Source organism: Sorangium sp. So ce363, assembly GCF_051520435.1.
Lineage (GTDB): Bacteria > Myxococcota_A > Polyangia > Polyangiales > Polyangiaceae > Sorangium > Sorangium cellulosum_B.
Map to the genome: position 1 here is coordinate 2,412,522 of NZ_CP150333.1, position 20,485 is coordinate 2,433,006.

Annotated in this window: 18 protein-coding genes; 12 read left to right on the forward strand and 6 right to left on the reverse strand. The window is 71.3% G+C overall.

Annotated features, from left to right (window positions below; all coding sequences use genetic code 11):
- Positions 1-19: 19 nt before the first annotated feature.
- From WMF12_RS09425 to WMF12_RS09465, 9 genes are all read left to right on the forward strand, one after another.
- Complete coding sequence (locus tag WMF12_RS09425) at positions 20-1,777, forward strand: hypothetical protein (RefSeq protein ID WP_437870088.1); 1,758 nt, start codon at positions 20-22, stop codon at positions 1,775-1,777.
- 258 nt (positions 1,778-2,035) lie between these two features.
- On the forward strand, positions 2,036-2,362 hold the full coding sequence (locus tag WMF12_RS09430) for a TerB family tellurite resistance protein (RefSeq protein WP_437551368.1): 327 nt from the start codon (positions 2,036-2,038) through the stop codon (positions 2,360-2,362).
- Positions 2,363-2,477: 115 nt separating this feature from the next.
- Positions 2,478-2,981, forward strand: a complete 504-nt coding sequence (gene purE / locus WMF12_RS09435; RefSeq protein WP_173427451.1) for a 5-(carboxyamino)imidazole ribonucleotide mutase — start codon at positions 2,478-2,480, stop codon at positions 2,979-2,981.
- A gap of 65 nt (positions 2,982-3,046) precedes the next feature.
- Positions 3,047-4,237 carry a 5-(carboxyamino)imidazole ribonucleotide synthase gene (purK, locus tag WMF12_RS09440; protein ID WP_437870089.1) on the forward strand — a complete coding sequence of 397 codons (1,191 nt, stop codon included), beginning with the start codon at positions 3,047-3,049 and terminating at the stop codon, positions 4,235-4,237.
- A 568-nt stretch (positions 4,238-4,805) separates the two neighbouring features.
- Positions 4,806-6,185, forward strand: a complete 1,380-nt coding sequence (locus WMF12_RS09445; protein ID WP_437870090.1) for a DUF5050 domain-containing protein — start codon at positions 4,806-4,808, stop codon at positions 6,183-6,185.
- Between the two features lie 220 nt (positions 6,186-6,405).
- Complete coding sequence (locus WMF12_RS09450; RefSeq protein ID WP_437870091.1) at positions 6,406-7,119, forward strand: hypothetical protein; 714 nt, start codon at positions 6,406-6,408, stop codon at positions 7,117-7,119.
- Entirely contained in the window at positions 7,116-8,180 is a 1,065-nt protein-coding gene (locus WMF12_RS09455; protein WP_437745258.1) for a hypothetical protein, read from the forward strand. The genes WMF12_RS09450 and WMF12_RS09455 overlap by 4 nt, the downstream gene beginning before the upstream one ends.
- Positions 8,181-8,218: 38 nt before the next feature.
- Complete coding sequence (locus tag WMF12_RS09460) at positions 8,219-9,199, forward strand: hypothetical protein (RefSeq protein ID WP_437870092.1); 981 nt, start codon at positions 8,219-8,221, stop codon at positions 9,197-9,199.
- A gap of 96 nt (positions 9,200-9,295) precedes the next feature.
- A complete protein-coding gene (locus WMF12_RS09465; protein WP_437870093.1) occupies positions 9,296-9,799 on the forward strand; it encodes a hypothetical protein in 504 nt (167 codons plus the stop codon).
- A gap of 239 nt (positions 9,800-10,038) precedes the next feature.
- On the opposite strand, the gene WMF12_RS09470 is transcribed toward WMF12_RS09465, so the two are convergent.
- Positions 10,039-10,608, reverse strand: a complete 570-nt coding sequence (locus WMF12_RS09470; RefSeq protein ID WP_437870094.1) for a hypothetical protein — start codon at positions 10,606-10,608, stop codon at positions 10,039-10,041.
- A 318-nt stretch (positions 10,609-10,926) separates the two neighbouring features.
- Here WMF12_RS09470 and WMF12_RS09475 point away from each other — a divergent pair, with 318 nt between their 5' ends.
- Positions 10,927-11,331: a GFA family protein gene (locus tag WMF12_RS09475; protein ID WP_437745262.1), complete on the forward strand. Its 405-nt coding sequence runs from the start codon at positions 10,927-10,929 to the stop codon at positions 11,329-11,331.
- Between the two features lie 90 nt (positions 11,332-11,421).
- Here WMF12_RS09475 and WMF12_RS09480 read toward each other — a convergent pair whose 3' ends face one another.
- The 5 genes from WMF12_RS09480 to WMF12_RS09500 all read right to left on the reverse strand — a co-directional run bounded on the left by WMF12_RS09480 (position 11,422) and on the right by WMF12_RS09500 (position 17,812).
- Complete coding sequence (locus WMF12_RS09480) at positions 11,422-13,044, reverse strand: hypothetical protein (protein ID WP_437870095.1); 1,623 nt, start codon at positions 13,042-13,044, stop codon at positions 11,422-11,424.
- Between the two features lie 148 nt (positions 13,045-13,192).
- Entirely contained in the window at positions 13,193-14,314 is a 1,122-nt protein-coding gene (locus tag WMF12_RS09485) for a multiheme c-type cytochrome (RefSeq protein ID WP_437870096.1), read from the reverse strand.
- Between the two features lie 245 nt (positions 14,315-14,559).
- Positions 14,560-14,766, reverse strand: a complete 207-nt coding sequence (locus tag WMF12_RS09490; RefSeq protein ID WP_437870097.1) for a hypothetical protein — start codon at positions 14,764-14,766, stop codon at positions 14,560-14,562.
- 2 nt (positions 14,767-14,768) lie between these two features.
- Positions 14,769-15,584: an SAM-dependent methyltransferase gene (locus tag WMF12_RS09495; RefSeq protein ID WP_437870098.1), complete on the reverse strand. Its 816-nt coding sequence runs from the start codon at positions 15,582-15,584 to the stop codon at positions 14,769-14,771.
- 179 nt (positions 15,585-15,763) lie between these two features.
- The gene (locus WMF12_RS09500) at positions 15,764-17,812 is read right to left on the reverse strand and encodes a DUF7507 domain-containing protein (RefSeq protein WP_437870099.1); all 2,049 of its coding nucleotides are present in this window, start codon (positions 17,810-17,812) and stop codon (positions 15,764-15,766) included.
- A gap of 1,025 nt (positions 17,813-18,837) precedes the next feature.
- On the opposite strand from WMF12_RS09500, the gene WMF12_RS09505 reads away from it, so the two are divergent.
- Complete coding sequence (locus WMF12_RS09505) at positions 18,838-19,503, forward strand: hypothetical protein (protein ID WP_437870100.1); 666 nt, start codon at positions 18,838-18,840, stop codon at positions 19,501-19,503.
- Between the two features lie 241 nt (positions 19,504-19,744).
- The gene (locus tag WMF12_RS09510; protein WP_437870101.1) at positions 19,745-20,392 is read left to right on the forward strand and encodes a hypothetical protein; all 648 of its coding nucleotides are present in this window, start codon (positions 19,745-19,747) and stop codon (positions 20,390-20,392) included.
- The last annotated feature ends 93 nt before the right edge of the window (positions 20,393-20,485 follow it).

Consider the following 20,485-nt stretch of genomic DNA (forward strand, 5'->3'; position numbering starts at 1 on the left):
CCGCGCTGAGCCGGACACCATGCGAACCCGACCCGACGTCGAGCTCCGGATGTCCAGGACCGTGCACCCGGGCGACGTCGTCCTGGTCGAGCTGGTGCTCCGCTGCCGCGGGAGGACGCCGGTCGACGCGATCGAGCTCCACCTGGAGGGCATGCAGGTCGCCCGCGTCGAGGAGCGCGTCCTCGTGCCGCCCCACTTCCTCTCGCTCGTCGCCCGCGTCTCGGGGCCGACGACGCTGCCGGAGGGGGAGCAGCGCTACCGCGCGAGCTTCCCGGTCCCGGCCGACGCGCCCTGCTCGTACCTCGGCACGCGCGCCGAGATCCGCTACGGCCTCACGCTCTCCATCGCGATCCCGTGGTGGCTCGACGTCCAGGAGTCCTACGAGGTGCTCGTCACGCCCCGCCCCGTCACCCGCCCGGGCCGGTCGCCGGCCGCGGGGACCACGGCGCGCGGCGACAGCCCCTTCGTCGAGGTCTCGCTCGACGATCGCGTCTTCGCGCCGGGCGACGAGATCTCGGGGGCGGTGGCCCTCGGCAACGTGCAGGGCCGCGGCGTGCGCGGGATCGAGATCTCGCTGGTCGGCGTCGAGCGCCTCCTCAGCGCCGACCGCTCCGCGCCGAACCGCGCGACCGAGGCGCACCGCTTCACCGCCTTCCGCCGCGCGGACGGCCGCGACGAGGGGCGGGAGCTGCCCTTCCGGTTCAGGATCCCCCGCTCCGTCGCGCCGTCGTTCGACGCCGGCTGGGTCGCCCTCGTCTGGGGGCTCGAGGTGCGCGTCGATCTCGCGCGCGCGGACGGCGTCGTCCACACGACGCCGCTCGTGCTCGGCGTCTTCGACAGCCCGCCCGGCCTCGGCGCGATGCGGCGGCAGATCGGCTCCGGGAGGTGGCGCGCCGTCTGGGAAGCGGTCGGCGCGCGCCACGGCCTGTCCCTCGACGCGCTGGAGCTCCGCCTCTCGGGCACGCTCTCCGGCGCCGCGGCGTCGGTGTGGATCGACGCGGGCTCCTCGTCGAGCGGCGCGCTCGTGGGCGAGCTGCGCTGGCCGTCGTGGGGGCTCGACCTGGAGGTCGGCGTGAAGCGCTTCCTGCTCGCGCTGTCGTCCGAGGACGACGAGGGCTTCGGCCGCCGCTACCGCGTGCGCGGGCGCGATCCCGGCCAGGTGCGCGCCGTGGTCGCGGGGCCGCTGCGCCGGGCGCTGCTCGCCTTCGACGACGTCCGGCTGGACGACGAGCACGTGTCGGTCCGGTCGCGGACGCCGGGCCACGATCAGCCCTGGCTCGGCGCGTTCCTGGAGCACCTCGCCGCGCTGGCGGCCGAGATCGGCGCCGCGAACGAGCGCATCCCGCCGCCCACGCCGATGGCGGGGATGCGCGCGGCCTGGGAGCGGTTCGCGGCCGAGGTCCACGGCCGCTTCGAGGTGGGCCGCATGCGCATCCGGGACGCGCAGGTCGACGGCGCGACGTTTCACGTCGACACCTGCTTCGAGCGAGGCCCCCACCCCGAGCGCTCCGAGATCACGCTGGTGGTGGATCCGCCCCTCGACGCGGCGCTCGATCCCGACGATCCCGAGCAGCTGCGCGCCGCCTCGCCCAGGGCGCGCGAGGCGGTCAAGGGCCTGCAGGCCCGCACGCGCGCGCTCCGGATCGCCCCGCACGCCATCGTGATCACGTTGCCGGCCCCGCTCGAGGACCCCGCCACCCTGCGCGATCTGCTCGGCGAGCAGCTGCACGTGGCGGCGCTCCTGCGCGGCCCGCGCGCCGCCCGCCCGTACCGCTGAGCGGCGAGGAGCGGGCGCCCGGGCGGGGGCTGCGGCGACCGCGCTGGAGCGCGCGGCCCCACCCACCAGCCCACCAGGAGGACGCGCGGGCGGAAACGCGAATGCGGGAGCGCGGCAGCGCGAGCGCGGGAAGGCGAAAGCGCGGCAGCGCGAGCGCGAGAAGGAGGAAAGGCGAGGAACCGGGAATCCCCTTACGCGGCGCGCGGCTCGCTGATTTCCACACAAAACGCTGGCGGATCCGGGCTAGAGTCCCCGCCCATGCTCGACAAGCTTTCTCGCGAAGAACGCCTCCAGCTGATGCGGTTCATCTGTTCGTTCGCCTGGGCCGACCTCCAGGTGCGCGACCAGGAGCGCGAGTTCGTGCGCAAGATGATCCTGCGGCTCCACCTGGACGCGGAGGAAGCCAAGCAGGTGCGCGGCTGGCTCGAGGTGCCGCCCGCGGCCGACGACGTGGATCCGATGAAGATCCCGCGCGCGCACCGGCAGCTCTTCCTGAACGCCGCGCGCGAGATGATCTCGTCCGACGGCGAGATCGGCGAGGAAGAGCGCGAGAGCCTGAGCCTCCTGGATCAGCTCACGCGCTGACGCGGGCGGGGGGGCGACGGATGACGGACGACGGACGGACGATGAGCCGGTGAGCGGTGGAACGATGAGCACGATGGCGCAGGGAGGGGCCGGCGAGGGCCGGACCCCAGCGGAAATGGGAGCGAGCTCGGCCGAGAAGCCCTGGGTCGGCGTGATCATGGGCGGCAAGAGCGACTACGAGCACCTCGCCGTCACGAGCGAGCTGCTCACGCAGCTCGGCATCCCGCACGAGGTGCGCGTCGTCTCGGCGCACCGCACGCCGGACCGGATGTTCGAGTACGCGAGCACGGCCGCGGAGCGCGGGATCGAGGTGATCATCGCCGCCGCCGGCGGCGCCGCCCACCTGCCCGGGATGGTCGCCGCGAAGACGGTGCTGCCCGTCATCGGCGTGCCCATCCCCGCCACGGCGCTGAACGGCATGGACGCGCTGCTCTCGATCGTCCAGATGCCGAAGGGCGTCCCCGTCGCCACGATGGCGATCGGCAAGCCCGGGGCGGCCAACGCGGCCCTGTTCGCGGCGGCGGTCCTGTCGGGCAAGCACCCGGAGCTCCGCGAGCGCCTCGCCGCCTTCCGCGGCGCCCAGGAGGCGGCGGTGCTACGCGACTCGGTCATCGTCTAGCTCGTCAGGCCTCGTCAGGCCTCGTCAGGCCTCGTTTTGCTCCCCCTCGTACAGGTCCTCCGGAAATGCCCATCGCTCCCGGCTCCACGCTCGGTATCCTCGGTGGCGGCCAGCTCGGCCGCATGACGGCGCTGGCCGCCCGCACGCTCGGGTACAAGGTCCACGCCCTCGACCCTGACCCGGACTGCCCGGCTCGTTCGGTGCTCGATCACTGCATCGTCGCCTCGTTCGACGACGTAGCTCAGGCGGCCGAGCTCGCGTCGCAGTGCGACGTGGTGACGCTCGAGATCGAGAAGGTCGCCACGGACGGCCTCGTGGCCGCCGCCCGGTTCGCGCCGGTGCGCCCGTCGGCCGACGTGCTGGCCATGGTGCAGGACCGCGGCGTCCAGAAGGGCTGGCTGTCGCGCAACGGGTTCCCGGTGGGGCCCTTCCGCGAGGTCGCGACGAGCGAGCAGCTCCTCGAGGCGGCGCGCGCCATGGGCGGGGCGTGCTTCGTGAAGTCGTGCGTCGGCGGGTACGACGGCCGCGGCCAGCTGCGGCTCTCGGGGGATGCGTCGCCGGGCGGCGCCGGCGGTCTCGAGGGCGAGGCCGCGTCGCTCTTCGCGTCGCTCGGCGGCCAGCGCTGCGTGGTCGAGCAGGCGCTCGACCTCGAGGCCGAGCTCTCGGTGCTCGTCGCGCGGAGCCCGAGCGGCAAGCTCGCGGTCTACCCGCCGGCGCTGAACCACCATGTCGACCAGATCCTCGACTGGTCGCTGCTGCCGGGCCCGCTCTCGGCCGCGGTGACGGGGCAAGCGGTCCAGATCGCGCTCGACCTCGCGGTCGGCCTGCGCGTCGAGGGGCTGCTCGTCGTCGAGCTCTTCCTGCTCAAGGACGGCCGCCTGCTCATCAACGAGCTCGCGCCGCGGCCCCACAACAGCTACCACGCCTCCGAGGTCGCCTGCGCGACGAGCCAGTTCGAGCAGGCGGTCCGCGCCGTGTGCGACCTGCCGCTCGGCTCGGTCGAGATCGTCCGCCCCGCGGCGATCCTCAACCTGCTCGGCGACGTGTGGCTCGGCGGCGCGCCGCCCCCGTTCGAGGCCGCGCTGGAGATCCCGGGCGTCCGGCTCCACCTCTACGGCAAGCGGGTCGCCCGCCCCGGCCGCAAGATGGGCCACCTCTCCGCCACGGGCCGCACCCCGGAGGAGGCGCTCGTCGCCGCGAAGCTCGCGATGGCCCGGCTCTCGGCGCAGGCCGGGCTGCCGCTCCCCGGGCGCTGACGCGCCGCCGGCGGGCCTCCGCCGGCGCACGACGCTCTCCGCTGCCGCCCAGGGTGGCGCGGCGCGCGCCGCGCCATCACGTCGACGGTCGACGGACTCGTCCCGTTCGCGTCGATTCATGAGCCGCCGGTGAGCCGCGGCGCAACTGCATGTTCGGGATGGCCCTGGAGGGTAGGGAGGTGTGTTCTCTCGCGCTCAGGTTCGGCGTCGACTGCGCAGCGGCCGGCGTCTGGGCGCGACGGCGACGCCGCGGCCGCGCGCAAGCGATCTCGGCGGATTCAATGGTCTCGAGCGCTCGTGCGGAGACATCTCACTGTGTTTTCGTCCACAGGGGCAGCACACGCTGGCCAGGGCGGAATCACGCACACTGGCTATCGGGACGAAACACCGATATAGGATGCATTTGATCTGAACACACGCCCTGGACTTCAACGAATAGCTCGCACAGAGGCGCCGCTGTGGCAGTTTCGATTCTTGACGGGTCACGACCGTGGAGACTCCGGCCGTGCCCCTGCTTGCAACCCTGTCCATCTTGGGCGGCGGTGACCGCCCGAGGAGGAGCAAGTCGATGAAAAGAACCTCATTCATGGTGTTGGCGTGTGTGGCGGGCGGGCTGGGCAGCGTGTCGTGCGGGGGGGCGGACGCGGGCGACGACGCCACGCAGGAGACTGAGCCCCAGTTCTCTGTCGACGCTCAGGGCGGGGTCTTCACCGGGGATGATGGATTCAAGATCGAAGTGCCGCCGGGGGCGGTCAGCGCGGCGACGGAGCTGACCATCGAGAACATCGTGGACGCCCGCGAAGGCGCGGTAGGCCCCACGTACCGCCTCGGTCCGGAGGGGCAGACGTTCGCCAAGCCGATCAAGCTCACGCTGCCGATCACCGTGGAGCTCGAGGCGGAGCTCGGGGAGAATACCGTCCTCGATGCCTACGGCTTCTCCGCGCCGACGGGCTCCGACGCCTTCACGCTGCTCGAGCGTCACGAGGTCTCGGCCGCTGAGCTCATCACGGAGACCTCCTCCGTTGGCACCTTCTACGCCGGGATGATCCCGGCGGGGGTGATGGCGAGCCAGCACGCCTACCCGATGGCGCTCGCCGCCGACGACACCTACCTCTACTTCGCGAGCGGCGGCACCGAGTCCACCGCGCCCGCGGACTCGAACGACGGCTACATCTATCGCGTCAAGCCGGGCACGACCGAGGTGGAGGCGATGACCCCCGCGGATCCGGACCCCAAGGCGCTGTGGGTCAATGCCTCCCACGTGTACTGGGCGAGCGGCGGAGACAACGATCCGGTCATCCCTTCGGCGCTCAAGCGCGTCGACAAATCGACCCTGGAGATGGAGACGCTGGTCGAAATCGGCTACGTGCTGAGCGTCACCGGAGACGAGTCGTCCGTCTATTTCGGCGATGGCGACGGACACAACATCTACAAGATGCCGCTCGACGGCGGTGAGCCCGTCGTCCTCGCGCAGGGCGCCGGCGCGCCGGAGTACCTGGCGCAGGACGCAGAGAACATCTACTGGACCGGCGGCGCCACGACGAACAAGGTCTACAAGGTGGCGAAGTCGGGCGGGGACGTGACCGTCATCGCCGAGAACGAGGGGGAGCCGGCCGGGATCGCGGTGGACGCGCAGTTCGTCTACTGGGCCAACGCCGGTGACGGCGGCGTGTTCAAGGCGCCGATCGCCGGAGGGGCGAAGACGCTGATCTACCGGGGGGGCTCGATGGCGGGGCTGGCCCTCAGGGGCTCGACGCTCTTCTCGACGGACATGAGCCGGAACCGCAGCGTCCAGGCCCACGATCTCGCGAGCAATACGACCGTCGTGCTCGCGCTCGGCCAGCACTTCGCCTGGCGCATCCTCGCCCCGGAAGGTCAGGACGTGTTCTGGACCAACGGCGGTGACTACCGCTTCGAAGGCCAGATCGTGTCCTACAGCGCTCCTTGAGCGCGCGTCCGGCGGCGATTGCGGGCAGCAGGACAGCAGGGGCGAACGCGGCGGAGGGAGCCTGTTCGCCCTCACCGCATTGAACCGAAGTGGCTCGAGAGCGCATGGCGAGCGCTCCCGAGGCCGCTCGCCAGGGCGCGTTGCGCCGCCCCGCTGCGCCGGTGTCGGCTGCTTTACGCGTTGACCGTGTCCGGCGTCCTGGCGTAGTTCTTCTCATTCGATGCAGATCACCCTCCCGAGGGCCCGGCTCCAGGTCGCGCTGCTCGCCGTGATGGCGGTGATTGCGGGCGCCGGGCTCGCCGTCGAGGTGCTCAAGCCGCTCCTCCACCTGAGGAGCCAGAGCGGCGTCGTCCCGTTGTTCTCGCTGAGCTACGAACAGAATGTGCCCACGTGGTACACCTCGTCACTGCTGTTCGTGTGCTCACTCACGCTCGCTGTCATTGCCGTCGGCGCCCGGCGCACGGGCAAGTTCGTGAAGCACTGGTGGGGGCTCTCCGCGGCGTTCCTCTACATCTCGCTCGACGAGGTGGTCGAGATCCATGAAGCGGCGAGCTCCTGGCTCGATCTGGGCGGGGTCCTGTACTTCAGCTGGGTGATCCCGGCGGCCGCCGCGGTGGCGATGTTCGCGGCCGCCTACCTCCAGTTCCTCTCGCACCTCCCGCGAGATACGCGGAATCGATTCCTCCTCTCGGGCGGGATCTATGTCACCGGGGCCCTCGTCCTGGAGCTGCCGCTCGGGTACTGGACCGAGCGGGCCGGGAGCGACAACCTGATCTACGCGCTCATCGACTTCGTGGAGGAGTCGATGGAGATGCTCGGCGTGAATCTCTTCCTGCTGTCGCTCGTCGATCACCTCGTCGTGCAGGGATGGACGATCGGCTTCTCGCCAGCAGCACCGGAGCCGCGGCCCGCGGCGGCCCCACGTCCCGCATGAGCGCACGGGCCGAGCCCGCGTCCGCTGCGCTGCTCGGTGTGGGCCGGGCCGCGTACATCGTCGGCCCCTGGTACGACTGGGCCTTCTTCCTGCTCCCGCCGCTCGTCGCGCTGGCCGCGGGCGCCCTGATCGCGGGGACGCCGTTCGCCGACGCGACGTTCAGGCTTCATGGGGAGAAGGTCACGTGGGCGGGGCTCTTCATCGGCACGCTCATCCACGGCCACCTCGCCGCGGTGCTCCTCCGGAGCCACGGCAACGCGGACATCTTCCGGCGGCACCGGCTCCGCTTCCTCGTGGCGCCGGTCGCCCTGTTCGCCGCGATGATGCTGTCCATGTGGGCCGTCGCCTGCGTGTCGGTCCTCGTGGTGTTCTGGGACGTCTACCACTCGGCGCTCCAGACGTTCGGCCTCGGGCGCATCTACGACGCGCGCGCGGGGAACGCGCCGGCGCTCGGCCGCCGGCTGGATCTCTGGCTCAACCTCGTCCTCTATGCCGGCCCCATCCTGGGCGGCGCGACGATGCTCCTCCACTTCCAGAGCTTCGACGCCTTCGAGGGCGTGGGCCCCGCCTTCTTCACCGCCGTCCCTGCGCTGATGACGTCGAGCCACCGCGCCCTCAGCTGGGCCGTCATCGCCGCGGGCACGTCGTACCTGATCTATTACGCGCTCGCTTACCGCGCGATATGCCGGCGGGGCTATCGGGTGTCGTTCCCCAAGGTGTGGCTGCTCGTCAGCACCGGTCTCTGCTCGATCTACACGTGGGGTTTCAACCCCTGGGGACAGGCCTTCTTCATCATGAACCTGTTCCACGCCGTGCAGTACCTGGCGCTCGTCTGGTGGTCGGAGGGCGGCCGCCTCCGCCGCCGGCTGCGCCTCGACGCGCTCCGGGCCGGAACGCCGATCGCGGTGGCGGTCTTCCTCGGGGGTGTCCTTGTGTACGGGGTCTGGGCCGAGCTCGCGCCGGCGGACGACCGCGCGCTGTGGTCGATCACGCAGACCGTCGCGCTGATGCACTTCTGGTACGACGGCTTCATCTGGTCCGTGACGCGCAAGCAGGTATGAGGCGATCGCGCCTTCAAGGTGTTGCCAAAGAGGGGTGTATGCGAATCCAACGTTGTCTCCGGTCCATGGTCGTCGCGCTCGGGGTCGCCTCCGCGGCGCTCGTCTCGTCCGCTTGCAGCAAGTCGCCGCAGATCACGGCGGAGAGCATGGAGGACAACTGGGCGCTGACAGAGCAGCACGAGCCCGGGTCCGTCGTCATGACGGTGGCCCAGGACGGGCAGGTGACGGCGCTCGTGAAGGATCGCGACGGCAAGCCCATCGCGGCGGATGTGTCGGGCAGCGTCTCGGTCAAGGTGCCTGGCAAGGGCGGAGCCCCCATGAGCGCGGCGCTCGTGCCGGAGCCGAAGTCGGGGGGCGTGCTGCTGGCCAAGCTCCCGCCGCTCGAGGACGACCTGACCGAGGTCAGCTACGAGCTCAAGGTGAAGGGCGAGCCGTTCAAGGGGGTGCTGCACGTGCCGCGCGGCGGGACCCGGGAGCTCCAGGAGAGCGCCAGGGAGCACCAGACCACCCAGCTCGACGGGACCAAGGGGCCGAACGGGGGCGTGCTCCAGCCGGTCGGAGACGACATCGTGGAGATCGTCGCCGACAAGGAGAGCGGCGATCTGCGCGTGTACGTGCTGGATCTCAACCTCAAGCCGGTGCCGATCGGCGAGCGCGAGATCAAGCTCGCGATCCAGACGGCGTCGGGGCCGGACGTCATCGTGCTCGCGCCTGGGCCCGATCGGCTCTACTTCACCGGCAAGCTCGACGTGAAGGTCAATCCGACCAAGATCACGGTGGTGCTCAAGGAAGGCGGGCACACGCACGTGGTCCTCTGCGGTTACCGTCCAGGCGCGGTGATCGTGGTCGGCCCGAGCGCGCCCGTGATCGGCATCCTGGTGGCGACCACGTGGGCCGTGAAGGTCGACGTCAAGCCGACCGTGGTGGTGCACGACGACGATGACGACCGGGTCCTCGTCATCCACAAGCACAAGCACAAGCACAAGGGCAAGGGGAAGGGCAAGTGGCACTGGAAATGACGGGGGAGGAGGGCGCCGCGCTCGGACGGGGCGCGCCGACGCGGTAAGGTGGCGGCGCGGCGCGCCCGCGCCTCACCCGACGGAAAGCCCTCTCCCATGACCGAAGCGCCCGAGCTCCCCGACCTCTCCCCCGACGACTGCCACCCACGGGCCGCCGCTGCCCTCGCCGACCCGTTCTTCTGGTCGCTCACCGACGAGACCGCTCCGTTCGGCAACGAGACCGCGCACGAGACCCTCACCGCCTTCCGCGACTTCCGCGACGAGCACCCGAAGAAGAGCCCGATCGAGCTCCTCGACGCGCTCCTCGAGCGCTGGGAGGTCGGCAATGCCGGCTGGGACGCCGTGGACGCGGCCGAGGTCGAGGCGCTCGGCGAAGAGGACGAGTACGGCCTGCTCACCCGCGATGAGGCGATCCTCGCCCTGGCCTTCAGCCAGATCGTCGTCGAGGGCAGGCTCGATCCGGAGGTCCGCCGCCGCGCGCTGCTGGCGCTGGCCCGGCAGGCGCTCCCCGCGCTCCTGAGCGCCTACGAGGGGCGCGCCCTGGAGAGGGCGCTGCGGATAGACCGGATGAGAGGCGTCCTCTCCGCTCGCTGGGATTAGAGCGACGGTCACCCGCTTCGGATACGGGCCCACCTCGACGTTTTCGGTGCTCAGCGCACCGGAGTGCGCTTGCGCGCCGAAAACGCCGATCTGGGCCCGTCTCCTGTGCGGGAGACCGCCGCTCTGCTCTGCATGGTGCAGAGGTGGGCGGAAACCGCTGTAGAGCGGGGCGCATCTTCGTGCGCTACGGGCTCATCCGCGTCGTTAGGCTCGCTGCGGCGCCCCTCCGGCGCCGGCGGCTACGGGAGCGCCCAGTCCTGCGCGTCCTGTCGGCACCCAGGCCCGCAGTCTTCGCCGTTCGGGTACCATGTCCGGTACGCGGGGGTGAAGCTCCGCTCTCCGAGGAGCGCGCCGTCCCGCCGCACGACGACGTCGACGCGCGCCGGCGTGCCACGAATCGCGAGCTGCTGGGTGAACTGCCCGGGGGCCGGGACGCAGCTCTGGGAGACGCCGCCGCCACGCCTCGTCTCCGTGCAGATTGTCACCGCATTGACCGAGACACCGACGGTCGGGCTGCACTGGACGAACACGCCGCTGCCGCCGACGTTCGGTGTGTTCGTCCAGCTGTAGGCGCACGACACCGCGTTGCCGTCCACCGTGAGCTCCAGCGTGTACTCTCCCGCTGCCCAGCTCTTGTTCGCCGTCGCGGCGGTGATGGTGAAGGTGTCGCTACAGGCCATCTCGGTGCATTGCTTCGGGTTCATGATGCAGCCGGCCATGGCGGCGGTCACGGCGAACCCGGCGGCGAGCGCGGCGGCCTTGCGGGCGCAAGGGCCGAGCGGGACGAGGGAAAAAAGAGATAAGGTCATGGAGCCATCCTCTCTCCGGCGGGACCGCCGTGGATGGAGGCGCTGGCGAAGCAACGGGTAGACCACCTGCTCGGGCGCAAGAAGCCGGCGCTCCTGACGCCTTGTGCCAGGCGCCCGCCGAGCGGCATGACAGGTGTGTCAGGGCGACGAACCCGCGGCTCGGCTGAAGGACCCCCCGGCGCCGCCGGCGCAGCGCGCCTCCAGACCGCGCGGCGGCGCTTCGAAGGGGGCTCCCGCCGGTGCGGATTCGGGTACCGTCAGGCCTTCAGGTGGTCGCGCGTCCGAACGCGAACGCCCGTCCTGCCAGGAGGTTTGCACATGAAGAAGACCTATACAGGGAGCTGCCACTGCGGCGCGGTCCGCTTCGAGGCCGACATCGACCTGAGCGCTGGAACCAACAAGTGCAACTGCTCTATCTGCACCAAGACGAGAAACTGGAACGTGATCCTCAAGCCGGACGCGTTCCGGTTGCTCGCGGGTGAGGACGCGCTGAGCGACTACCAGTTCGGCATGAAGTTCGGGCACCACCTGTTCTGTCGACACTGCGGCGTGCGCTCGTTCGGGCGCGGGTATGTCGAGGCGATCGGCGGCGACTATGTGGCGGTCCAGCTCGCTTCGCTGGACGGCGTGGATCTCGAGGAGCTCATCGCCGCGCCGATCCGGTACGCCGACGGACGCAACAACAACTGGGGCGCGCCGCCGGGAGAGACCCGGCACCTGTGAACGGCGCCGCCGCTGCCTGCGGCGGACGGGGGCCCATCGACGGGGGCGCCGCCGCACGCCGGCGCCCCCGCCGCGCCGTCTTCACCCGTCTTACTTCGCGACCTCTCCCGTCTTCAGATCCAGCTTGAGCTCCCGCACCACCTCCGGCTTGGCGCACACGATCTGCGGCGTCGAGCCCTGCACATCGGTCTTGATCCGCTCCTCCAATTTCTTGGCGAGATCCCAGGTCGGCACGAACGCGGCGAAGAAGCGCTGCCCCATGTCGCGCGTCACCACGAAGCGCGCTGGCGAGAACTCCGTGCGTCCCTTGAGCGCCTTGCGCGTCAGCGGGAAGTCGTAGTCATCCGGCGCCGTCTTGCTGAACGTGTAGAGCACCACGAGGTTCTGCGGGCACTTCGGCCCGCCGGGCCTGGGCAAGGTCCGGTTCTCCTTGGGCTTCGGCGGCGGCCCCTTCTGGAGCTGGATGGTCCCCGGCGCCGCGCCCGCGGCCTCGCTGGCGCCGCCGTGCTTCAGGATCGCCCCGCCGGCCGCGACCCACACCGCCCCGTCGCTCCCCACGGCCACGTCGCGGGCCTTCACCCCGTCGGGCAGCGGCGCCTGCTCCCAGGCATCGCCCTTGCGCGCGAACAGCGCGCCGTCCGTGAGCGCCCACAGCGTCCCGTCCGGCGCCGCCGACGCGGTGAGCACGCGCGCGCCCTTCGCCGGCGGGTCGATCTTCTTCGCCTCCCCGCCCTGGTAGCGGAGCACGCCCCCGTCCACGATCCACGCCTCGCCGTCGCCGGGGCCCGGCAGGATCAGCGTGCGCACATCGTCGGCGCTCTGTTCGTCGGAGGGCGCCGGGATGGGCAGGATGGTCGAGCGTTTCTCGCCCGGCTTCCAGACCTCCAGGGCGCTCTCCCCTTTGCAGTCGAGCCCGTAGCTCAGCGCGGTCCCATCGCGCGTCGCCCCGAATGCCTCCGGGCGGACCTCGGTCTCCGAGTAACGCGATGCCCCTTCGAAGTCGAACCCGCGGCACTCCCCCTTCTTGGGCGCCGGCGTGATCGTCAGCCCCACCCTGGGCCCGCGCAGCGTGACGAACCTCGAGGGCCCGATCATCGTCGGCCCCACCAGCCCCACGAGCGAGCTGCCCATGCTCGCCACCCCGGTGAACCACTGCCCCGCGTCGCTCACGCGCTGCACCCAGCCCTTCGCCCCCAGCGCGTAGTGCTCGGCGACGCCGGTGCGGCCCGTCGTGCCCGTCGCGATCAGGTCGAGCTGGTCGGGATAGCGCCCGTGGACGCCGATCACGGACACCCACCACCCCGGCAGGTGCAGCCGCTTCGGGAACTCGATCTTCCCCTCCTTCAGCACGCCGACGGCGGCGGCCACGGCCGTCTGCTCCCCCTCGAGCATCGTCAGGTTGGAGGTCGACACGAGCAGCGCCCCCTCCACCGGGTGCAGCCGCAGCTCGACCTCCTCCGGGATCTGCGCCACCGGCGCGAACGCCGACTTCGGCGGCGGCTCCGGCTTCGCCGCCTCGTCCGCCTTCACCCCGCCCGGCGCGCCCGGCGCGCCCGCGGTGCTCGATGCGCCCGCCGCGCCTGCCGTGCCCGGCCCCTGCGCCGCGGCCTCCACGCGCGGCCCGTCCGCGGCCTGCGGCCCAGGCGCCGGTACGCACCCTGCCATCGCCATCACGAGCCCGCCCAGCCCCCTCCACGCCCTTCGCCCGATCATCGCTCGTCCTCCTCCAGGCACGGCCGCGCCGGACTGCCGCGCCGCGCTCCCATGCTCTCATCCTGGACCCGCCGGCTGCCCGGCCGCTCACCACCCCGGACCGCTCGCCACGCCGGCCTGATCCCCCTCGCGCCGATCCCTCGTCCGCTCATGGCGCGAGCCTCCCCGACGCGACCCGGATCTCGCCCTCGATCTCCGCGTCGCGCAGGTCCACCCCGTTCGGGTGCGCCACCCGCTGGTAGGCCACCTGCCATGCGATCGTCTGCCCCTCGCCGGCGGCCCCGACGTCGAGCTCCACCGTCACGGGCTCCGCGTGCACCCGGTCGTCGGCCACGAGCTTCCGCCCGATCGCCCCGGGCCGCAGCGCGAAGTGCCGCGTCAGGTAGCGCTCCGCTTGACCCAGCACCAGCTCGTCGGGCCCGAGCGCCTCGGCCGACACCTCGAGCCTCCGGAACAGATCCCCCGTCGGGAACGCGTGCCCCGCGTTCGCGGGCGCGAGCGTCACCGCCACGCGCGTCGCCGAGAGCCGCCGCGCCGTCACCGCCACCGCGCTCCGCACGAGCGCCTCGTCCCGCGATCCCGCGAACCCGTGGCCGCGCCGCCCCCCCGGCCCGCGGGGCATGTGGCACGCCGCGCAGGGCTGGTCCGCGGCCGGCGACGCGCGGTGCTCGATGACGGTCGACTGCATCAGCTCCGCGGCCGACCGCCCTCGCGCCGTGGGGAACGCGAACTCGTGGCAGGCCGCGCACGCGTCCGCGCCCCCGAACCGCGCGTCCCGGATCACCGCGTGCGGCGCCGCCGGCGGCGCCCCGCTCCCCGCCCACGGCGCCGCGAGCACCGGCGGCACCGCCTGCCCCGCGAGCTCGCCCTCGCCGTCGGTCGTCACGTGGCACGTCACGCACCCCACCCCGAGCGCCCCGAGCGCCTCCGGCTCTGGCTCCTCCGGCCTCGCCTCGGGCGCGTGGCACGCCCGGCAGAACGGCATCGGCTCGATCGCGAACGCCCGCCGGTAGGCCGGCTCGGTGTTCGCCCGGTGGTGGAGCGACGCGCGCCACTCCCGCGCCACCTCCTCGTGGCACCCCTCGCAGGCCTGGTTCGCGATCGCCGCCGCCCCGAGCCGCGCTCGCGCCGGCCTCGGCATGGGCACCCGCGCCGCCTCCGCGGCCCCAGGCAGGGCGCTGCCGGCCGGCGCCTCGACGTCGCCTGTCGGCCGCGCGGGCGCGTCCGGCGCGGCAGCGCACGCGCCCGCGAGGGTGCCCGCGACCAGCAAGCCGAGGCCAGGTACACAGCGCCGCACAGCGATGATTGCGGCTACAACACCCCCGACGCTGCGTCACCTCCGAGGCATCCGCGCGACGCCGGCCGCTCCGCCGCCATGTCCGCCGGCGCAGGCGGCGCGGGAGTGACCCGACCCAGGTTGAGCGTGCCGACCCACGTTGGGATGGCGCAGGTCGGGGTGGCGAGGGCAGCTACAACGTCACTACCCAGCTTCGACGCCAGAGGCCGCGGCCCTGTCTAGGGCTGCCAGATGCAAGCGCACCGCTCGTAGCGGCCGCTCGACTCGCCGACCGCGACCTCCACGAGCTCTCTGCGCGCGAGCGCCGCCTGCTCGTCCGGCCCGAGCCCGGCGGCCGCAGCGACGCCCGCGGGATCCTGCGCGTACGCCAGCTGCTGGAAGGGGTCGATGTTCAGCTCGGTGAGAAAATCGTAGACGCGATCCATGGTCATTCCTCTCTGGTGATGTTGTCTGAATGCAGCGCCGCGGGGTCGATGCCGAGCGTCTCCATCATGGCCTCGTCCAGGGGAGCCGGGCCCACCGCGGGGACGTAGAGCGTGGAGACCTCCGAGACGGCCGTCGCCGGGAGCTCCGCCAGCGCGACGCGCGACGCCCGCGGCGGCTCGATGGGCAGCACCGAGGCCTCGTAGACGACGACCTCGTGCGAGGCCGGGAACCTGGTCGTCAATACATCGCAGAGCACCCGGAGCCCGCGCTCGATGCGGCTGGCATCGGCGGCGTCGAAGAAGCCGGTGTTGCCGATCACCCCGATCTGGCAGAGCACGAGCGGCGTATGGACGTCGAACGGCCGCCGCCGCACCAGGAAATCCGTCGCCTCATGGATCTGGCAGCCATCGCGCGCTGGATCCACGCCCAGATCCGCGTACATGCAATCGAGGAACGAGACCCCGGGCGCCATCTGCGCCGGATAGCCCGCGCGGCGCGCCTCCTGGATGGCCGCGTGGGCGGCGCGGACCAGCTCGCCCGGGTGGCCATAAAACACCCCGCATACCCGCAGCCCTTCACGGAGCGGGGCCAGGATGCGCCGGAGCATCTCGGCGTAGGTGTCGCGCCGCGGGCCTTTCCCGGTCGCGTACGGCAGCGACTCGGCCGCCGGGTTCAGGCTGCGGATCCAGCGCGCATTCCAGGGATCGGCCACCGCGAACAGCACCCGGTCGGCCTGCTCGATCGCCCGCCGCGCAGCGAGCGTCATCTGGCCTCCCCACTGGATCCCAGTGCCCACGATGACCAGGGAGCCAGCCATTCAGCGTCGAGTGTACTACGCACTCCGTGGTACGACAAGGACGCATCTGGCCGGATCGGGTAGTGCGCTGTCACAAGAGCGGGTACTCCGCCCGTGCATTCGCGGAGCAGGGCGGAGGCAGCGCAGGCCGCGCGGGCCGCGCGGGAGGCGCCCGCGAGGGCGCCCCGCTCGCGAGGAGCTCAGTTGAACGTCACGGTCGCGGTGTCTGAGACCTGGAGCGTCGCCGAGCCGTCGTTGTCGTTGACCTGGCCGGTCACCTCGTCGGTGTGCGGGGACGATGTGACCAGCGCGTCGAACTCGCACGTGTAGGTGGCGCCGATGGCCAGGGTCTGCGGCACCGAGCAGGTCGTGCGGCTGATAACCGCCCCGGTCTGGGTGACGTTGCCGAACGAGTCGTCGACGAGGCTGGTCAGGAACAGCTCCTCAGCGCTCGATGTATTCGATACCACGACCTCATAGGTCACGATCGCGCTCTTCGCGGTCTTCGTGAGCGTCGCCGACGGCGGGACGTTGGTGAAGTTCACGGTCGCGTCGTCGGTGTCGCTGAGCGGGTTGCCGTCGTCGTCGAAGCCCGCGGCTGTGGCCGTGTTGGTCACGCCGTTCACGTCCGCGGCGTCTCCCTGCACCTGGGCCTGGATCTGGCACGTGAAGGACGCCCCCGGCAAGAGGGTCTGCGGCATCGTGCACGAGACGCCGCCTGGCGGGGGCGGCAGCGCCGCGACGTTCCCGTACACCGAGTCGGTCAGTGTGTCGATCGTTACGGTGTCCACGGCGGAGGTGTTCGTGATCGTGTAGGTGAATACGACAAGCCCCCCAACCCCCTCGGGGACGGCCGTCGGAGCGGCGGTCTTGGTCAGAGTGATCATCGACGGGACGTTATTGATGTCGACCGTGGCCGAGTCCGAGTCGCTGACGGAGTTGCCCTCGTCGTCCGAGCCCGTGGCGGTGACCGTGTCGGTCTCCGAGGTGCCCGGCGAGCCGCTGACGAACCTCGTGAACGAGCACGTGTACGTGGCGCCCGGAAGGATGATCTGCGGGACCTCGCAATCGCCTTGCCCGTCGAGGTCGCCGTAGGTGTCGTCCATCAGCGAGTCGATGGTGACCGGATCCGTGCTGGCGCTCTGGTTGGTGACCGAGACCGTGAACGTAACGTCCGCCCCCGACTCCGGCACCTGATCCGGAGCGGCCGACTTCTGCACCTCGATGAGTGGCAGGACGTCCGTGATCGTCACCGTCGCGTCGTCTTGGCCGGTGACCGTGTTGCCATTCTCGTCCTCGCCGCTCGCGGTCACGACGTCGGTCTCGGCGCCGACGTTGCCCGCCACCGTGGCCGTGAACGTGCACTCGTACGGGACGCCGGACACGAGGGTCTGTGGCACGGCGCACGTGGTGGACGTGATCCCGTCGTGGCCGGGGGTCGTGATGTCGCCGTAGACGGTGTCCACAAGGCTGTTCAACATGACGTCGTTGTTCGGATCGGTGCCCGTGTTCGTCACGGAGACCGTGAACGTCACGGTCCCCTCGGGCTCGCTCACCGACGTCGGGCTCGCCGTCTTCACGACCTCGAGCGTGGCCGGCGGCACCGGGATGGGCACGTTGAAGCCGGGGTCGCAGTTGCATTTCGACGGGGCCCCCGGGAACGCCTGGAGCGGGCTGGTGCAGAGCCCGTTGGACCCCGACTGGCGCCAGCTCGTGCAGTTCGGCAGGTTCAAGAAGCCGTCGCCGTCCTGGTCCGCACAGACGACGTCGGTCAGCGTGATCTGCGGGAACAGCGGACTGTGGTCCGGCTTTCTGATATCACCGCACGTGTCCTGCACCCCGCCGACCAGGTGGTCCAGATCGAGCCACGGCGGGTCGGGGCTGATAGGCAGCGTGGAGATGGAGCACAAGCCGCTGAGCGCGCCGTCGCCGTTCACGTCCCCGTCCCTCGCGAAGTAGAGCCCAATGTCGAACTTCTCTTTCGCGGTCACCTCCACCGTGAACGTCGCTTCGAAGTCGACGGTGTCCCCCGGGAACAGGCAGCCGTCGTCGAGGATCGTGATGTTCGTCGCGTTCGCGATCGAGATGTCGTTGGCGGAGCAGGTCAAGCCGAAGGGGGCCAGGTCGTCCATGCAGACGTTGTTGACCGTCGTCTGTGCCATCGCGGGCAGGGACGCGGACAAGAGGCCGGCAGACAAAAGACCGTTCGCGACGGCGCAGAGGCGCCGTCCTGACGGTGATCGATTCATGATGTCTCCTCCGTCGGTGCGGTGGTCCTGCACTGGCTCGCGTGCTCGCGCGGGCTCCGCAGGCGCCAGGAAGGTGAAGCAAAAGAGGATTTCGTCAAGCAACTCGACATGGCATTTGCCCCTTGCAGCAGCGGGACGGCGCCGGAAGGCAGGTAGAACGAGGCGGCGTGTGCACAGGGCAGGTCGTCGCCCAGGGCAGCGATCGTCTGATGGTATCGCCTGTCGCCGGCGTTCGGACACGCGCCCTGGCCGGCGTTGCTCGCGCTCTCCAACGTGCCTCACATTGAGGGCGTCCCTAACGCATGGTGGCCATGGCGTTAAGGGACGCCGCACCATGAGCGCCTGACCGTCGTCATGGGGACCGTTCGCGAGGCGCGGGGCAGTGGACTGTTCGATCCGTGTTTCAACATCGTCGGGACGCGTCCGCTCGACCTCGCGGATACGAATGCGCCTGCCGCGCGTGTTCGAAGTGTCCCCGGACGATGTCGTGAGTCTGGACCAGCTCACCCGTGATGGGCGTAAGGAGCAGCGGGTGGTTCCACGAGCCTGGCCCCTATCAGCCATGGCGGATTCAGCGACCGTCGTGCAGGATCTGGCAGACCGTCTCGCGGTGGAGCGCGCCTCGATTTGGCAGCTCGATCGGCGGTCCGAGGCATCGGGGTGCACGTCGTCCACGACGCTCCCCGGGAGGGCCGGCCGCGGATGCCTCGTCCCCGCGCAGTGCGTTGCATTGAGAAGCTCGCCTGCTGCGATCCTGCGGGGATCGGCCTGCACATTCCTCGTGGCACCCCTCGCAGGTCTCGTTGGCGACGGCCGCCGCCCTGAGCCGCGCCCGCGAGGGCGCACGCTATCCGCGCGCTGAGGTCAGGTATGCAGCGCCGCACCGCGATCGTTGCGGCTAGAACACCCCCGCCGCTGCGTCACCTCCGATGCGCCCGCGCGACGCCGGCTGCTCCGTCGCCGTGTCCGCCGCTGCAGGTGGCGCTGCGCTGTAAGATCCCGCGGGCCCCCGTGTTTCCATACCCATGCAAGCGCTTGCTCTGCTCCTGTGCCCCCTGCTGCTCCTCGCCACGGCCTGCGCCGCCAGGGAGCCCGACCCGGCGGATCCCCCTCACCCGGGCGCTGACAACCCCTGCGCGCCGGGGGGAACGCCGCGGCCTCCCCGCAAGCACGTCGTGGCCACCACGGTCACGCCGGACGGCCAGATCGTCGACTGGATCCCGCTCGAGTCCCAGACGCCGGACGGCATGATCGCCACGCCTCCCGCGGGGCCGACGGACCCGGAGGGAGCCAGTCCCGCGCCGCCAGCGAGCCCGGGCGGCGCTGCGCCGGCGCGGTCTCCGGCGGCGGCTACCGTTCAGCTCGGGCCGAGAGGCCCGGCCGGCACGGTGCCGGTGCTGCGCCCCCGGCGGCCGCAGTGCGACTGCTTGCCCGGGTATGTCCAGCAAGCCGACGGCTCGTGCGCAGCGCTCGCGTCGCGCTGCTCGGGCGAGGGAGGGATGGCGTCGAGCAAGTCGTTCACGACCTGCTGCCCGGGTCTGACGCCCATCGAGAGCATGGCGCGCGTCGACGGCGCGTGCGTGACCACGGCGCCCGACGCGCACCTCTGCGCGAAATGCGGCGACGGCGCCTGCGGCGCGGGTGAGAACGACTGCAATTGCCCGGGCGACTGCGGTGGAGCCCGGCCCTGAGCGGCCCGACCCAGGTTGTTGTGATCGCGATACACTCTGTGCTGTTCGAGCGACACCGCGACCAGGTTGTCACGGGCCGCGCGAGCGCCAGCGCACGCCGGCAGGCGAGCCAGAGCGGCCGGCGGCCCAGGGAGCGATGGAGGACTCGTGATCTCGCGTCGGACAGGCCAGCGCGGCGGCGCCCGGCGGCGGGCCACATGAATACGACGCGCCTGGTACAGGGGATGCTCCAGGGCGCGACATGCGCTCACTTCGATCGAACTCGCCTCGATTGTTCGCGACAGCCCTCTTTCTTTGCGCCGGGGCGGCCCGCGCGCAGGAGGGCAGCGCCCCTGACGTCGCTCCCGCGCGCAGGTCCGCGCCGAGCATGGATTTCAACGTGCAGGTCGGCGCCGGCGTCTACTCGAGCTCGAAGAGCGATGGGCTGCACCTCAATCTCGCGCTCACGTACCGCATCAGCGTCATCGAGGTAGGTGGCTTCGCCGAGACAGGGGGTGAGCTCTTCGGGGAGAGTTTCTCCGGCGTCGGCGCGACGGCGGGCGTCGCGTGGCGATCGCCGGTTGGACTTCGACTCTCGCTCGCGGGCTCCTTGGGGAAACATTCCTACCAAGGGGTGGGATCTCTCGGCTGGGACGGCGGCCCCGGCGTCGATGGCGACACGACCTTCGTCGGGGCTCGCGCCGGGGCGAGCTGGATCTTCGGTCCAGGCCCCGTGCACTTCGAGCTCGGCCTCGCCGTCGCCGTCGAGCACGACGTGACGAAGCAGCAAGTCCCCTACTCATCCATTCATGACCCCGAAACCATGGGCGAGCCTCGGCTCATCTCCATCGGAACCACACTCGTGCCCGTGTCGCTGGTGCGGCTTGGCATCACTTGCGACCCGCTCTGACGCGCCCGTGACCCGAGCCGCCGGTAGGTTCTCGCGGGCGCCGCGCGGCGAGCGCTGCCGCCGCCCGGGCGGCGCCGCGGCGGCGTCGACGAC

Coding starts and splice junctions, on each gene's coding strand:
- WMF12_RS09425 (WP_437870088.1), top strand. CDS start 20: ATGCGAACCCGACCCGACGTCGAGCTCCGGATGTCCAGGACCGTGCAC.
- WMF12_RS09450 (WP_437870091.1), top strand. CDS start 6,406: ATGCAGATCACCCTCCCGAGGGCCCGGCTCCAGGTCGCGCTGCTCGCC.
- WMF12_RS09500 (WP_437870099.1), bottom strand. CDS start 17,812: ATGAATCGATCACCGTCAGGACGGCGCCTCTGCGCCGTCGCGAACGGT.
- WMF12_RS09455 (WP_437745258.1), top strand. CDS start 7,116: ATGAGCGCACGGGCCGAGCCCGCGTCCGCTGCGCTGCTCGGTGTGGGC.
- WMF12_RS09495 (WP_437870098.1), bottom strand. CDS start 15,584: ATGGCTGGCTCCCTGGTCATCGTGGGCACTGGGATCCAGTGGGGAGGC.
- WMF12_RS09465 (WP_437870093.1), top strand. CDS start 9,296: ATGACCGAAGCGCCCGAGCTCCCCGACCTCTCCCCCGACGACTGCCAC.
- WMF12_RS09475 (WP_437745262.1), top strand. CDS start 10,927: ATGAAGAAGACCTATACAGGGAGCTGCCACTGCGGCGCGGTCCGCTTC.
- WMF12_RS09470 (WP_437870094.1), bottom strand. CDS start 10,608: ATGACCTTATCTCTTTTTTCCCTCGTCCCGCTCGGCCCTTGCGCCCGC.
- WMF12_RS09480 (WP_437870095.1), bottom strand. CDS start 13,044: ATGATCGGGCGAAGGGCGTGGAGGGGGCTGGGCGGGCTCGTGATGGCG.
- WMF12_RS09510 (WP_437870101.1), top strand. CDS start 19,745: ATGCGCTCACTTCGATCGAACTCGCCTCGATTGTTCGCGACAGCCCTC.
- WMF12_RS09460 (WP_437870092.1), top strand. CDS start 8,219: ATGCGAATCCAACGTTGTCTCCGGTCCATGGTCGTCGCGCTCGGGGTC.
- WMF12_RS09490 (WP_437870097.1), bottom strand. CDS start 14,766: ATGGATCGCGTCTACGATTTTCTCACCGAGCTGAACATCGACCCCTTC.
- purK (WP_437870089.1), top strand. CDS start 3,047: ATGCCCATCGCTCCCGGCTCCACGCTCGGTATCCTCGGTGGCGGCCAG.
- purE (WP_173427451.1), top strand. CDS start 2,478: ATGGGAGCGAGCTCGGCCGAGAAGCCCTGGGTCGGCGTGATCATGGGC.
- WMF12_RS09430 (WP_437551368.1), top strand. CDS start 2,036: ATGCTCGACAAGCTTTCTCGCGAAGAACGCCTCCAGCTGATGCGGTTC.
- WMF12_RS09505 (WP_437870100.1), top strand. CDS start 18,838: ATGCAAGCGCTTGCTCTGCTCCTGTGCCCCCTGCTGCTCCTCGCCACG.
- WMF12_RS09445 (WP_437870090.1), top strand. CDS start 4,806: ATGAAAAGAACCTCATTCATGGTGTTGGCGTGTGTGGCGGGCGGGCTG.